General features: G+C 65.1%; 11 protein-coding genes and 1 pseudogene. 6 read left to right on the top strand and 6 right to left on the bottom strand.

What is annotated here, in order from left to right; translation table 11 throughout:
- Window positions 1-65 precede the first annotated feature (65 nt).
- On the bottom strand, window positions 66-764 hold the full coding sequence (locus tag BR70_RS21700; RefSeq protein ID WP_051597076.1) for an ArsR/SmtB family transcription factor: 699 nt from the start codon (window positions 762-764) through the stop codon (window positions 66-68).
- Here BR70_RS21700 and BR70_RS23450 point away from each other — a divergent pair.
- The gene (locus BR70_RS23450; RefSeq protein ID WP_155896939.1) at window positions 763-1,203 is read left to right on the top strand and encodes a hypothetical protein; all 441 of its coding nucleotides are present in this window, start codon (window positions 763-765) and stop codon (window positions 1,201-1,203) included. The genes BR70_RS21700 and BR70_RS23450 overlap by 2 nt on opposite strands.
- On the opposite strand, the gene BR70_RS0117660 is transcribed toward BR70_RS23450, so the two are convergent.
- The 3 genes and pseudogenes from BR70_RS0117660 to BR70_RS23810 form a co-directional block, all read right to left on the bottom strand.
- On the bottom strand, window positions 1,143-1,589 hold the full coding sequence (locus BR70_RS0117660; protein ID WP_027467122.1) for an OsmC family protein: 447 nt from the start codon (window positions 1,587-1,589) through the stop codon (window positions 1,143-1,145). The two genes, BR70_RS23450 and BR70_RS0117660, sit on opposite strands and share 61 nt — an antisense overlap.
- A 658-nt stretch (window positions 1,590-2,247) precedes the next feature.
- Window positions 2,248-3,072: a substrate-binding domain-containing protein gene (locus BR70_RS22995; RefSeq protein ID WP_231495736.1), complete on the bottom strand. Its 825-nt coding sequence runs from the start codon at window positions 3,070-3,072 to the stop codon at window positions 2,248-2,250.
- Between the two features lie 48 nt (window positions 3,073-3,120).
- Window positions 3,121-3,267 (bottom strand): annotated as a pseudogene (locus BR70_RS23810) (LacI family DNA-binding transcriptional regulator); the annotation flags it as partial.
- Window positions 3,268-3,375: 108 nt separating this feature from the next.
- Between BR70_RS23810 and BR70_RS0117655 the strand changes: the two are divergent.
- The 5 genes from BR70_RS0117655 to BR70_RS0117635 are packed head-to-tail and all read left to right on the top strand — an operon-like array spanning window position 3,376 to window position 11,829.
- Entirely contained in the window at window positions 3,376-4,746 is a 1,371-nt protein-coding gene (locus BR70_RS0117655; RefSeq protein ID WP_027467121.1) for an MFS transporter, read from the top strand.
- Window positions 4,747-4,774: 28 nt separating this feature from the next.
- The gene (locus BR70_RS21695) at window positions 4,775-7,288 is read left to right on the top strand and encodes a glycoside hydrolase family 78 protein (protein WP_051597075.1); all 2,514 of its coding nucleotides are present in this window, start codon (window positions 4,775-4,777) and stop codon (window positions 7,286-7,288) included.
- Window positions 7,285-9,534 (top strand): glycoside hydrolase family 3 C-terminal domain-containing protein, encoded by a 2,250-nt coding sequence (locus tag BR70_RS0117645; protein WP_027467120.1) that lies wholly within the window; start codon window positions 7,285-7,287, stop codon window positions 9,532-9,534. Before BR70_RS21695 ends, BR70_RS0117645 begins: the two co-directional genes overlap by 4 nt.
- Window positions 9,531-10,982: a glycoside hydrolase family 5 protein gene (locus tag BR70_RS0117640; RefSeq protein ID WP_027467119.1), complete on the top strand. Its 1,452-nt coding sequence runs from the start codon at window positions 9,531-9,533 to the stop codon at window positions 10,980-10,982. The genes BR70_RS0117645 and BR70_RS0117640 overlap by 4 nt, the downstream gene beginning before the upstream one ends.
- Window positions 10,983-11,040: 58 nt before the next feature.
- Window positions 11,041-11,829, top strand: coding sequence for an SDR family NAD(P)-dependent oxidoreductase (locus BR70_RS0117635; protein WP_035809370.1), 789 nt, complete (start codon window positions 11,041-11,043; stop codon window positions 11,827-11,829).
- A gap of 627 nt (window positions 11,830-12,456) precedes the next feature.
- Here BR70_RS0117635 and BR70_RS0117630 read toward each other — a convergent pair.
- Together BR70_RS0117630 and BR70_RS23445 are read right to left on the bottom strand one after the other, a co-directional pair.
- Complete coding sequence (locus BR70_RS0117630) at window positions 12,457-13,326, bottom strand: SDR family oxidoreductase (protein ID WP_035809368.1); 870 nt, start codon at window positions 13,324-13,326, stop codon at window positions 12,457-12,459.
- A gap of 340 nt (window positions 13,327-13,666) precedes the next feature.
- Window positions 13,667-14,746, bottom strand: a complete 1,080-nt coding sequence (locus tag BR70_RS23445) for a hypothetical protein (RefSeq protein ID WP_155896938.1) — start codon at window positions 14,744-14,746, stop codon at window positions 13,667-13,669.
- Between the last annotated feature and the right edge of the window lie 215 nt (window positions 14,747-14,961).

Genomic DNA, 14,961 nt, shown 5'->3' with positions numbered 1-14,961 from the left:
ACCCATGCGATGACGGTAGCTACGTGGCTCCACGTTCACCGCTCACCGCTCGTCTCGATATCCGATCATTGGGTTCGGGCCGTCGCGGATTCGAGGAGAGTTAGCGCGCGCTCTCCTGTGGCCGTGAGCCGGACCGCTCTCCCGGTCGGCGGGCGCAGTATCCAGCCCTGTGCGTCCATCGTGCGGAGGACCTGTGTCCCGAGCTGGCCAGCGACATGCGCTCGGCGTCCGGTCCAGTCGAGGCAGCCGCGAACCCAGGGGCGCCGCCCCGATGGCGGGACGATGCCCAGCGCCGCGACGACCGGCCCCTGCGGGAACGGCTCCAATGGTTCAGCCGGCTCACCGATCCGCGGGGCCCCCACGGCCCCCGCACCGACGAGCAAGTCCGTCATCCGCAGCCCGAGATCACCGGCGAGGTGGTCGTAGCAGGTGCGACCCGCGCGGAGTTCCCGAGAGATTCGATGCGCCCGGAGCGACTGGATCTCCGCCAGCGGCGCGATGCCCTGCAGCGCTTCGACCGCCCGTGACACCTCGCTGCTCGCGAGTCTGTAGAGGCGGTTCCGGCCGCGCTGCTCGACGTGGACGAGGCGCGCGTCGAGCAGGGTGCGCAGGTGCTCGCTCGCGGTGGACGCCGACACTCCCGCCTCTCGGGCGAGGTCCCCGGCCGGCATGGCCCGGTCCCCCAGCAGAGCCGCAACCATGCGCGCCCGGGCAAGATCGCCGAGCGCCCGTCCGGGGACGGAGATATCGGGTTCGCCGCTCATGCTCGGGGTCTGGCCTCCAGTGCCTTCCGCGCCGTCGGGACGTCGGGACGTCGTCGACGATCAAGACCTTGTGGTTGTCGTGGTCACTGTACTGACCGAGCAGCAGCACCCCTGCGTCCGTGAGCAGGTGCATCATCCGTCCCAGCGCTCCCGGCACATCGGCATCGAGCTCCGCGACGACCACCTCGCGCACGACAACCGCGTCGAAGCCCGCCGCTATGAGCGCGGTCCGCGCGGTTTCCGCGTCCGCGACCAGGTAGTGAGCGACGCCCGACCACACGCCGCCTCCTTCCAGACCGACGCCCGCGTCCCCCAGGGCGCACCCGATGAGGGCCAGGGAGCCGGCACCACCCGTTGTGGGGACCTCGATGTCGAACATCAGACCACCTCGATCGAGGGCTCGAGCGTGATTGACGTGGTCAGGCTATTCGCGATGTAGCACTGCTCGTGCGCCTTCCGCAGCAACCGGTCGACGCGCTCTGGCGTCGCTCCCGTCACAACGATCCGCGGGCGCAGACAGATCGAGGTGAGGCGCATTGGCCGGACGGTGTCGTCCATGACGCCTACCGCGGCATCGCGGTACTCCCGCACCTCCAGGCCGCCGAGCGCCGCGACCGCGAGGAACGACAGCAGCTGACACGAGCTCGCTGCAGCCACCACCAGCTGCTCCGGATTGGGCAACGTGCCATCTCCACGGAAGGCCGCGTCCGCGCTCACTGCGACGGAGGTCGCGCCCAACTTCATGTCGTGCCGCCGGTCGTAGCCGTCGTATTCGGCCGTCCGGCCGGACCAGGTGAGGCCCGTCGCGTACTGGTATGAGGTCATGCCCCGACGCTAGGGGCCGCTCGTTTCGGCCACGGTCGAAGGATCGGCGGCTCCGCGCCAGACGGAGCATCTCGTCAAAGGATTGCTATACGGTCCGCTCGGCGTGGCAGCCTGTCGAGGTGTCGTCGCTGATGCGTTCGTCGTCCGCATGATCCTGGTGCCCGCGACGCTTGCACTGCTCGGGGATGCGGCGTGGTGTGTGCCAAAGGGTTGGACCGGATCCTGCCGCAACTCGACACGGAGGGTCTGCCGCTAGACCGCGACGATTGGCCCACACAGGATCGGACCGAACCGTCCGTGCCGATGAGAGCATCAACATCGCGCTGAACGCATCGCAATGGCGGAGGCGCTTCGTACCAGGCCTGTGCGAAACGTCTCCGTTCCCATCAAGGATGAGCCGTCGCCCTCGAAGATTGAGAGAGTCCGGTCCCGGCGCTCTCCGCCTGGCCGGTCCACGGCGTCCTCGAGCGGTGTCTGCGTGTGGGCCCAGCGGGCAGAGCAGGAGTGTGGCTCGGCTCGGCTCGGCTCGGCTCGGCTCAGAACGGATATGCGCTCGGTCGACGAGGTCCGCTGAGCCTCCTCCGACATCTTCTATCGGATCGACCGACCTGCTGCCCTCCTGCTCGGGCCTCTCCTCGTGCTCGGAGTGTTGATTACCTCACCGAACCTCGGTCTGCGGCCCTTTACGACGGATGGACGGCTGGCCTCTCTCAAGGAGCCCGGTCGATTCCCGTGGGACCACCATGGCAGTAGGTTCACGCAACGGGCTGAGCTCATCGGCGCGAAGAGCAGCCAAGGCAACCGAAGCCAAGTACTCACCGACGCGGGCATTGTCGACACGGACCGTGCTGAGCGAAGGGAGGGTCAGAGCCGCAAATGGATCATCATCATGGCCGACGATCGAGAGCTGCTCTGGAACGAGCATCCCCCGCATTCGAGCAGTCCGGACCACACCAGCTGCGACCTGGTCGTTGTAGGCCGCGATCGCCGTCACCCCGGACACACGCCAAACATCGAAGTCTTCCTCGGCACCAGGAATCACGAGGGGTGGGAGTTCGAGTTCATGTGCCGTTCGTTGCGCAAGCTCGATGCGTTCCTCGAGGAGCGAGCGCAGTCGCGGGTCAGCCGTCACCGCATACCCAAGGCGTCGATGCCCAAGCGATGCGAGGTAACGAACCTGCAGCGACGGCCCCTGACCGAACGAGGTGGACTCAGGCGCCGGAGCAGTCGATCCGGGTGACGGGACAATATGGCTAACTCCCGCACGTCGCATTGAAGCAATGTCCGCTGGAGCGAAGGGGCTTGTGGCGATGACGACGTCGGGTGAGAGCGTCTCCCAGAGGGGACGTGTTCGCCCGGAAGAGTGCGCGGTCCAAGTCACCAGCGTGTACCCGGCCGCGTCAAGTGCAGCCGAAGCAGCCTCAAGGTGCGCCCGCATGCTGTAATCCAACGGCCAGTCCGGGAGGACGTACAGCACGATCATCGTCTTGCCCCGCGCGAGCGCCCGGGCACCCGGATGTGGCTGATACCCAAGAGCAGTAGCTGCGTCATGGACCCGCCGCTGCGTCTCTGCGGAGATGGTCTGCCCCGGAGTGCGATTCAGGACGAACCCCACCGTCGCTCGGGAGACCCCCGCCTCCCGCGCGATATCGGCAGCCGTCACTCGCCGAGCAGTCATCGATCACCCCTCCCTCCAAAGCCTAACGGACAACTTGCGCGCGCTAGCCGTGACGGTTACGGTGATCGTCACTAGAGCGGTCTAGTTCCCAACGACGACGGAGTCGCCATGCAACGACGCATCAACCCCTCGAATCCCAAACCCACAGTCCCGGTTCCCCCGGTTCCTGGCGCCGACCCAACCTTGCCGTTGCGTGACGAGGCGGAGTCGCCAGTCACCGTCTCCACGGCAACCGTGCTCGAGGACGTCAGTGGACGCGTCAGTGCCAAATGGATCTGGCTCATGGTCGTCGCCCAGTTCGGCGTGTTCGTTGCGTTCATCACTCCGCTCGCGATCTCGCTCTCGATCCGCCTGCAGGCGATCGCACCGGGACATGCGGAGTACCTCGGCTACATCACGGGCGCGGGCGCTGCGTGGGTGGTGCTCACCGGTCCCTTCCTCGGCATCCTGAGCGACCGTACTCGAACGCGAATCGGTCGACGCAGGCCCTTCATGATCGCGGGCATGATCGTCGGCATGGTCGCCTTGTTCGTCATGGCCACTGCCCCGACGACGCTCCTGCTTGGCGTCGGCTGGGTCCTTGCTCAAGCAGGATGGGGGTCGGTCCTTGCGGGCCTTCAGGTCCGAACGGCAGACCGCCTCCCGGAGGAACAGCGAGGCAAAGTCGCGGGGCTCACTGGTTTCGCCACGCAGATCGCTCCGGTTCTCGGAGTGTCCGTTGCCGGAGTGTTCGCTGGGGATGCGCTCCTGTTGTTTGTCGTTCCCGGTATCGTCGGCGCGATCCTGGTGCTGCTGTTCGTGATCTTCGTCCACGAGCCCGACAGCAGACGCATGAAGCTGCCGGCGCTGAACGTTGGCGCAGCACTACGCAAGCTTGTGTTCAATCCCCGCCGCTACCCGGACTACAGCTGGAACTGGCTCGGACGGTTCTTCTTCTACTTCGGGCTGTCCCTGAATACGACTTTCACATCGTTCTTTTTCGCCCAACGCCTCGACGTCACCGTGACCGCGGTGGCCGGCATCATCGCGACCGTTTCCCTCGGCGGTATCCTCACCACCACGCTCGGAGCACTCGGAGGTGGATTCCTGTCGGACAAGATCCGGCGTCGACGTCCGTTCGTCTTCGCGTCCGGGATACTGTTCGCCATCGGTGCGGTCATCATGGCGTTTTCCACGAGCCTGCCGCTGCTGATCGCAGGGTCACTCGTGAGCAGCATCGGTATCGGCATGTTCTCCGCGGTCGATCAAGCGCTTCTGCTTGACGTCCTCCCTGAGCGTGACACAGACGCTGGCCGATTCATGGGTATCACCGGATTCGCCACCAGTATCCCTCAGGCAGTGGCGCCCCTCGTCGCCCCGATCTTCCTCGCCATTGGGGCCACCAGCGGCGACAAGAACTACACCCTCGTCTACGTCCTCGCCGGTCTTTGCACCATCGCCGGTGGCGCTGTCGCCATGCGCATCCGCTCCGTTCGTTGACGCTCGCCTCACCGCCGAAAGGACAATCGTGACCCTCGACTGGCACGCCGCCTTCATCACTCCGCAGCTGAACTTTGCCGGCGAAACACGCTCCGCGGCGTCCTACTTCCGCCGTGACTTCACCGCGCCACACAACCTGACGAAGGCGGTCCTTCGAATCACCGCCATCGGTGTCGTCGAGCCGTGGCTGAACGGCGAACGGGTGGGCGATGAAGTACTCGCGCCGGGTTGGACGTCCTATAAGCACCGACTTGTCGTGTCCACGTACGACGTGACGAATCACGTTCGGGTCGGGGCGAACACTCTCGGTGCAGTTGTCGCGGATGGCTGGGCGCTTGGGCGGCTCGGGTGGGAGGACAAGCGCAACCACTTCGCAGAACGACGGGCACTATCAGCACAGCTCGAGCTGCACACGACCACATCCGTCGAGTACGTCACCACCGACGGTGAGTGGCATGCCGGGACCGGTGGAACGCGCGCAGCGTCGATCTACGACGGCGAAACGTTTGACGCTCGCCTCGAGCCAGCCGGCTGGGCCGAACCGACGTTCGACGGAGCTGCTTGGCAGCGGGTTGAGAATTTCGACTGGCCAACAACCGCTCTCATCGAGCCAGAATCCGAACCCATCCGTCGTATTGAAGAACTTGCTCCCGTGGCCGTTCTCACCACGCCGAGCGGAAGAACCGTCGTCGACTTTGGGCAAGAGATCAGCGGTTGGGTCAGGTTCACCGCTTCAGTCCCTTCCGGAGCGACGGTCACGATCCGGCACGCGGAATGGCTTACCGACGGCGAGATCGACGTCGAAACACTCCGATCTGCCCGCGCCACCGACACATACATTGGAGACGGGAACGGTCCGGCGACCTGGGAGCCACGCTTCACCTTCCACGGCTTCCGGTACGCAGAGATCACCGGCTGGCCGGGTGCCATCACCGCGGACGCAGTACGCGCGATCGTCGTGCACACCGACATGCGCCGCACCGGATGGCTCACCACCTCCAACCCGCTACTTAATCGGCTGCACGACAATGTTGTCTGGTCAATGCGCGGCAACTTCGTCGGGGTGCCTACCGACTGCCCGCAGCGCGACGAACGGCTCGGTTGGACCGGCGACATCAACGCCTTCGCTCCGACCGCCGCATTCCTGCACGACGTCCGAGGGGTGCTGGGGTCCTGGCTTGCCGATCTCGCAGCGGAGCACACCGCGAAGGGCTTCGTTCCCTGGGTCGTACCGGACGTTCTCTCCACCCCATCCGCGCCCACCGCGCTGTGGTCCGACGTCGCTGTCAGCCTCCCTTGGACGCTCTACCGCGAGTACGGCGACGCCGCCATCCTCGAGCGCTCCTACCCGTCCGCAGCACGATTCGTCCGCGATGTCGCCGGCCGCCTCAACGACCATGGTGTCTGGGCTTCCGGCTACCAGTTCGGCGACTGGCTCGACCCGGACGCACCAGACGACAACCCCGCCGGTGGGAAAACCGACCGCTACCTCGTCGCGACCGCGTACTTCGCCAAGGTGGCACGCGAGATGTCGAGCACCGCCGCCGTGCTCGGGCGATCCGACGACGAGAGAGAATTCCGGGCGCTGGCAGCCCGTGTCAAGGATGCCTTCCAGCACGAATTCGTGACCCCAGCGGGCCGGCTCACGAACGAGACGGCAACCGCATACGCACTGGCGATCGTGTTCGATCTGCTCACCGCTGACCAGCGGGCACACGCCGGCGGCCGGCTGGCCGACGTTGTCGCCCGCTCCGGATACACCATCTCGACAGGATTCGCAGGCACGCCTCTGGTGACCGACGCGCTGAGCAGCACCGGTCACCTGCAGGAGGCGTATCTGCTGCTCATGCAGGAGCAGTGCCCATCCTTCTTGTACCCCGTGACGATGGGCGCCACAACGATTTGGGAGCGGTGGGACTCCGTCAGCCCAGACGGCACCATCAACCCCTCCGGTATGACCTCTCTGAACCACTACGCCCTCGGAGCAGTCGCCGACTGGATGCACCGCACCATCGGTGGGCTCACCGCTACTGAACCGGGCTACCGGCGAATGCGCATCGAACCGCAGCCCGGCGGCGGTCTCACGCACGCCACGTTGCGGCACGACACCGTCCATGGTCAGGTCGAAGTGAGTTGGAACGTCGAGGGTGGTCACGGCAAGGTCTCGGTCTCCGTTCCCCCTGGCGCACGTGCAGAAGTAGTCCTCCCGCTCCACGCGGACGGACTCGTCGAGGAAGTCGAAGCCGGCACGCACACATGGAGCTACGAACTCGACGCCACTAGGACCGCGCCCCGCGAGTACTCCATGGACACTTCCCTCGCCGATCTCGGCAAGGACCCGTCGGTGTGGGCTCCGTTGGCGGCAGTGTTCGCCACCTACCTCCCGGGTATCCCGATCGACCCGACGTCACCGGAAGCGTCCGGAATGTCGCTGAACACGATGCTCGAGTACATCCCCGGCGACCTACCAGAGCTGCGCGCCGCGCTCTTCACCGCCGTCACCGCAACCAGCACGACCACAACCCAGGAGAACTCCGCATGAGCACCGACCTCCAATCTCTCACCCTCGAGGAGCAGGCCTCCCTCCTGTCAGGACGAGACTTCTGGACCACGAAGCCACTCCCCCAGCATGGCGTGCCCGCAATCGTCCTCACCGACGGACCCCACGGGGTCCGCCTCCAGGGCGGCAACGCCGATCACCTCGGCATCAACGACAGTGTGCACGCAACCTGCTTCCCGCCTGCCGTTGCAATCGGGTCGAGCTGGAATCCCGACGCATCATCGCGAATGGGCGCTGCGGTCGCAGCCGAAGCCCGGGCGCTCGGCGTGAACGTCGTGCTGGGCCCCGGTGTGAACATCAAGCGCTCACCCCTGTGCGGCCGGAACTTCGAGTACTACAGCGAAGACCCGTATCTCTCGGGCGTCCTCGGTGCCGACTTCGTGAAGGCCCTACAGTCCGCCGGCGTCGGCGCCTCCGTCAAACACTTCGCCGCGAACAACCAGGAAACCGACCGCATGCGAGTCAGTGCAGACGTCGACGAACGGACGCTGCGGGAGATCTACCTCCCGGCGTTCGAGCGTGTCGTTAAGGAGGCGGCGCCGGCAACGGTGATGTGCTCGTACAACAAAATCAACGGCGTTTACTCGTCCGAGAACCCCTGGCTGCTCACCGACCTTCTTCGCTCCGAATGGGGCTATCAGGGTGCCGTCGTGTCCGACTGGGGCGCTGTCAGCAACCGGGTTGCGGCGCTCCGAGCTGGGATGGATCTGGAGATGCCGGGAAGCGGCGGCGATACCGATCAGCAGATCATCGACGCCGTGCGCCGAGGGGAACTGGACCCTAACACCGTGACTGAGGCAGCGCGTCGCGTGCTGCAGCTCACCGAGCTCCACACGGCACCAGCCGGAGAACTCAACATCGACGCAAGCCACGATCTCGCCAGAGAGCTCGCCGAGGAAAGCGCTGTGCTCCTCCGCAACGAGGACGACGCGCTTCCGCTGCAGACCAACGCGCGGGTCGCGGTCATCGGCGGGTTCGCCACCACGCCCCGCTTCCAGGGCGGCGGCAGCTCGCACATCAATCCGACCAAGATCGATGTGCCACTGGAAGCTCTACGCTCACACCCCGATGCAAGGCAGGTCGAGTTCGCTGAGGGGTTCCCTGTCTCCGGTGACGGCACTGTCGATGACGTGCTGCTCATGGAGGCAGTCTCCGTCGCTCGCGGCTCTGACGTTGCTGTCATCTTCGCCGGACTTGCAGAAGCGGACGAATCCGAAGGATTTGACCGGGAAAACCTGAACCTCCCCGCCGACCAGATTGCGGTCATTCAAGCGGTGTCCGCAGCCGCGCCTCAGACCGTCGTTGTGCTGTCCCACGGTGGCGTTGTATCGCTCGAGCCCTGGCACGACGGGGTGGACGCGATTCTGGACGGCTTCCTCCTCGGGCAGGCCGGCGGATCAGCGCTTGCGAACCTGCTCTACGGTTCCACGAATCCATCCGGTCACCTCGCGGAAACCATTCCGCTGCGCCTGGCAGACATCCCCAGCTATCTCAACTTCCCTGGAGAGCAGGGTCATGTGCGGTACGGCGAGGGCGTCATGGTCGGCTACCGACACCACACCACACTGAACAGCCCCGTCCGGTACCCGTTCGGGCACGGTCTGAGCTACACCACCTTCAGCACTGATCATGTCGAGGTCACGGTTCTTGACGATGTGACCGCCGAGGTCGCCGTGACGATCACAAACACTGGCACGCGTGCTGGAAGGCACGTCGTGCAGGTTTACGTCGCGACCGAGACCGGGCCAGTACGCCGACCTGCACGCGAACTCCGCGCGTTCGCAAAAATCGGCCTCGACAGCGGTGAATCAACGACCATCACCTTGCAGCTCGACCGTCGCTCGTTCGCGTACTGGGACATCACCGAACACGATTGGGTTGTTGCGCCCGGAGACTACACCGTTCAGATTGGCGCGAGCGCACACACGGTCGTAGCGGAGCAGACGATAACGCTCCTCGGCGAGGAGCGAATGCAGCCGCTGACACTCGACTCAACGGTCGGTGAGTGGTTCTCTCACCCGGCAGTTGGTCCCGCGATCATGCAGGGCATGGCCGCATCCATGACCGAGGAGCAGCAGGCTCAAGCTGCGCAGCAGCAGGACCAACTGCGGATGGTCGAGTCGATGCCGATGCGTCAATTCCTCTCCTTCACTGGCGACATGTTTCCCTCCAGTGCACTTGAGTCCCTCATGGAACTCAGCCGAGCGAATCTGTCGGTCCCCGCATGACGGGCAGCGTGGCGGTGCCGGATCCTGGCATCGTCTCGAGGGTCACGGTGGATGGCCGTCGATTCGTCGACGTCGCGGGCAGAGAAGTGATCCTGCATGGCATCAACGTGGTGTGCAAGGACCCGACGACCGGCCACATGTACCCGGATATGGACACGTTGCTCCCGCGCTTGGCCGGCCTGGGCTTCAATTTCCTCCGCCTGGGGGTCTTCTGGGCGAGCGTTGAACCTGCCCCGGGCAACTACGACAACGACTACATCGGCAGGGTCAGCGCCGTGATTGAGCAGGCCGGCACTCTCGGACTGCATGTGCTCATTGACCTACACCAAGACCTCTATGGTTCAGCGGTCGGCGGGGAGGGCGCCCCGCCCTGGGCGACCCTGCACGGTAACCTGCCTGTCCTCCCCGGCGACACCATGTGGTATCAGGCTTACATCACCAGCCCCGCGCTGATGCGCGCGGCCGACGCGTTCTGGGCAGACGAACCCGCCGCGGACGGCGTCGGGATTCAAACTCGGTACATCGCCATGCTGAGGCATCTCGCCAACCGGCTCACGCCCCAGCAGAATGTCATCGGCATCGAGCCGATGAACGAGCCCTACATGGGCAGCATCGCAGGCACCGCATTCCGTGATGCCACCGCCGCCGCGACAGCAGCCGACCCGATGTTCGACCTCAGCAAGCCGGACACCATCAGCCCTGCAGCCCGCTCGGCGATGAGCGACATCCTCAACGATCGTTTTACGGCGTTCGATCGGGACACCCTCACGCCATTCTTCGAGCGTGCCAGCGATGCCATCGCTGCCAGCGGCCCGGCACTGTTCACCGGCGGAAACATCTACAGCAGCTCGTTCATCGACACCGCTATCGGCAGGCTTCCAGAGGGCGCTCAGGCGTACGCGCCACACGTGTACGACGCGGTCACCGACGCCGCCTCTTACGAGGGGTACGACCCAAAGAACCTCGAAGCACTCGCCCACCAAAAGCACGGCACTCAGGACCTGCTGCGCCTTCCAACCGTCGTCGGCGAATGGGGCGCGTTCCCGTCCGAGCCATCAACTCCCGAGCGGCTCCGCCACATGTTCGGCCTCATTGAAGAGTACCGATGGGGCAGCGCCTATTGGTGCTACCAGCCCGGGATGCTCGACGACCCGGAGTTCACGCCGCTCGTTCGTGGGTACCCCCTCGCTATCGGCGGAACCCTCCGTAGCTACCGCTGGGATTACGACACCCACACCCTCACCGTCGACTGGCATGCCGAGCACGACACCAGCACGGTGCTGTACGTGCCCAGCCTAGGAGCGGTCACACATCTCCAGGTGGCCGGCGTGCCCGCAGACACCGTCGCCATCGATGCTGACTCGTTCGGCTCGGGCGCGCTCATCACGGTCACTCCCCACGCTGAGGGCCCCCAGCAGATCAGCGTGCAGGCGCCGAGCCGCAGCTGAGCACGATCCGCGCAGACCATCGGTGCTGCGCACCGCAATACATCGACGAAAGGGAACCATGCTCACTCGATTCCATGGGCGCCGCGCGCTGATAAGTGGAGGAGGATCTGGCATTGGACAAGCGACGGTGCTACGACTGCTGGAAGAAGGCGGCACCGTTGTCGCAGCGGACATCAGCGAAGCAGGCCTCGCAGACACCCGGATGAAGGCTGGCGACGCCGCAAATCGCCTTCACGCGATTCACGTCAACATCGGCGATGAAGGCTCGGTCCGCAACGGAGTGACCGAGTCGATCGCTTTACTGGGTGGTCTCGACGTGCTCGTGAACGCAGCGGGCATTCTTCGGTCATCGCACACGGACGCGACAAGCCTGACCGACTTCGAGCAGGTCATCCGTGTCAATCTCGTCGGCACCTTCCTCATGATCCGTGAAGCGATTCCCGCGCTGCTCGAAGGCAACGCTCCTGCCGTGGTGAACTTCAGCTCGACCTCCGCCGGCTTCGCACACCCGTACATGGCCGCGTACGCAGCCAGCAAGGGCGGAATCCAGTCCATGACTCATGCACTAGCGGCGGAGTACTCCCAGCAAGGTATCCGCTTCACTGCTGTACAGCCGGGTTCTATCTCCTCGGGTATGACGGATGGGTCAGGAGCGAGCAAACAGTCCGTCGGCCCCGGACTGCCTGACGATGCGAACCTGATGCTGATGCACAAGTTGCAGCCCGGTCTTGGCCCAGGTTTTGCTGGTCCAGAAACCGTTGCCGGTGTAGTGGCGATGCTCGCCAGTGACGACGGTCGATTCATAACGGGCACGGAGATCCGCATCGACGGCGGTACCCACTACTAGTAGTGCTACTGCCTGCGAACAGCCCCGCCTAGTCAACAGTGCGGGGCTGTTCTTTCAGCAACATGCATGTCAAGGAGGCTCCGACGACGGCCATGCCGTACGCGACATTCCCTGGACACGAGGGGCACGGCGAGAGCTTTGGCGAGCTGGTCGAGTAAAGATGACGATCCCGATGAAGGAGCCTGATCGCACTTCGCTCTCCGGGCGTAGCGGGCACGGCGTTCGAGCATCGCGTTCTGCCGTTATTCGCGTACGTTTCCCGACCGTCCTGCAAGCGAGCCCGGAAGCCCGTGTCCGCGATGTGCGACAGGTGTGCGCAGGTCTAGAGGTGATGCAGCACATCACGCAGCCGGCTGCCTGCGTCCGAATGACCGCGAGCTAGACCAGGCCGAGGCCCGGGGCGATGACCGGCACCCAAGCGCGCTGTGCGGAGTCGGGTGTGGCGTTTTCGTATGCTGGCGACGAGGTCGTCGAACTCGTCGAGAACTTCTTTTGCGGCTAGGCGTGGCCGCGTACGCGCTCGGTGACGGCTTCGACGATGCCGCGCTGTCCCGGGGCCGCAGCTTGCCGATTGCTACTGGGATGCGATCGAGACTGTTGACTCGGAAAACGACGGCACGGATTGCTTCAGACGGCTGACCGGAGCAGTTCGCGCACGTAGTCCTCGTAGGAGCGGGGAGCGTGCCCGAGGACCGCGCTGAGATGAGCGAGGGCTTCCGGGGTTCCGATGAGACCGGTCCGTTGGAAGCCGGAGTACATGGCTTCGTAGTCGTACACCAGCCATGCCGGCATGGACTCTAGGGAGGACTCGCGCCACGCCGCCAGGTCGTCTCCCCCGTACGTGACAGTCTTCCCCAGGGCGCCGGACAACACCGCTGCCGTTGCCGCACCGGTCCACGCGGTCGGGCCGAACACGTCGATCGGTCCCGCGAGCTCCGTCCCCGGCGTCAGAGCACTCACCGCGACCTCGGCGATGTCACGCACATCGACTCGGGAGACACCCGTTCCGCCGATCGGCTGCGGGTACACACCGTCGTTGATGGCATCGAGGTACCAGACGTCGTTCTGGTAGAAGTTGTTGACCCGGAGGAAGCAAACCTCGACGTCACTCCGTTCGAGGAGCGCCTCCACCGCGAGCTTCGCGGCGTTGTGGGGAACCCGGGGCGCCCGGTCGAGGTCCTGGACGGACAGGTACACGACCCGGCGGACCCCTGCCGCCACGGCGTGGTTCACCGCGACGGTCGTTTCGTACAGCTCGGTGGGCGTTCCGGTCAGGGCCAGGAACACCTGCTCGACGCCCTCGAACGCCGGCATCGCGTCGAAGGGATCGCCCAGATCACCCACGACACCCTCGACGCCATCGGGAAGATCCGTCAGCCGCTGTGCGTCGCGGCTCAGGACCCGCAGTCCGGTCATTCCCCGTCGAAGCGCCTCGGCGATGACGGCCGATCCGACCGTTCCGGTTCCGCCGATGATCAGAGTTGTTGCCTTGCCCACGGTACTTCTCCTTGCTTGTTTCGTCAGTGCGTGCAGCAGAGTCAGCCGGTCGTTCGCGAAGGAAGCTCATTGCCGGCAGACACGTCACAGCAGCGATGACCTGCTCGAGTACCGACGCCGGGGCGAGCACCGCTCCACGGCTCGTTTGACTCAATGCAAGGCTACGCCGCGGAAGTACCAGCGATCCGCTCCCCCAGCAAGGCTCGCCCATCGCCACGAGAACTTGTGCATGCGGGTTGCGGCCGAACCATGGGGCTTCGCCGGCGCCCAACCACTCCGACCCCCGCGTCGTGGACTGGACTCGTCCAAGCAGTGCTGACAGTTCCGCTTCAGACTGTGCTTAGCCGGTGAAGGACAGTCCAGTTCCCGTCGGGAAGCTCGAAGGCTCACCATCCGGTCCGCGTGGGGTCATCGTTGCGGGAGGGGTCTCCGGACCTGACGGCCTCGCTCCGGGTGGGGTTGGTGTGCTGGATGAGTTGGACTCGTTGATCGCCAGAGGGAAAGCAACTACCACTGCAGATTGCTGACCAGCAAGGAGGATTCTTGCGGGACCCGGTTTGAGGTTGGAGGGAAAGGCCACCGTCGCGTGAACCTCACCGTTTGTGTCGGCGACGTATCCTCGTGTCGCGTTGCTCCGCGTGCCGCTGTCGTCAACGAGAGTTGCCGCCACAGGTTCTCCAGGACGGAAGCCGCTCGCTGTGATCTCCACACCCTCGCCGTGCAGAAGCGCGGGCGTGACAGTGCCTGCCGCGGTGAGCTCACCAGCTGGTCGGGGCGTGAAATAGGCGCGCTGCGGTCCGAACGTGATGTCCGAGAGGGTTGCTCGCTCGGAATCGTCTGTCCCGACCCCGTACGCGCTGAGTGTGGCGGCCGGTGAGGACACCGTGAGCTGCTCCTGCAGTTCTGCCAACGTTCTGGGCGTGTTCGGCGGAATCGCGCCGATCGTGACGTCCGTTGTCCAAGTTCCGTCAACGGCAGATGGCGTGGTCCCTGTCGAGTAGAGCACCACCAGGTCCTGATCCGAATCGCTGCCTGCGCGGTTGATCAGGAGGACGTAGTGGGCCGGACCGGACGCCTCGTAGATGAACGGGGTTCCGCTCGTTTCACCCGCGGTCCCACCATGGATGCGGCCGAGATCGCTGGGTACGGTCCCATCGACGCCTCGCAGCAGGAGCTCACCGCCTGTGAGCTGAAGACCGTTCGCGTCCTCTACCGGCGGTGGATTCGATACTGCCCAGCCGGTCGGTACCGCCTGGGTGATCGCGGAGATGTCGGATGCCGCTACCCATGTGGTTGTGCCGTCCGTTACTGGTACCCCGCCGACCTTGGTCGTCGCCGCATCGGCAGGCAACGCCGCCACGAGTGCCGCGCCGAGCAGGGCACTGAGAACGAGACCAGACGCCGTCAGCCGCTTCTTCATCGTGCTTGGTCTCCTCGTCGTCCGCGTGTGCATGCCGGTGCGTCCGGAGGACGCACCGGCATCGTACGACCGAACGCGGCATCGCGTCGATCATGGGAGACCTCTCAGTGCGCGCGAGTGCTGACCGGTCACGATTGATCCGAGATGATGCGTATGCGGCCTCGGAGGACCAGCTGGACGCCGGTGCACCTGACAGAGATAGACCACGCCGGATG

This window comes from Curtobacterium sp. UNCCL17, from assembly GCF_000686685.1.
GTDB classification, from domain to species: Bacteria; Actinomycetota; Actinomycetes; order Actinomycetales; family Microbacteriaceae; genus Curtobacterium; species Curtobacterium flaccumfaciens.
This window is presented reverse-complemented; position numbering and strand designations above follow the sequence as displayed.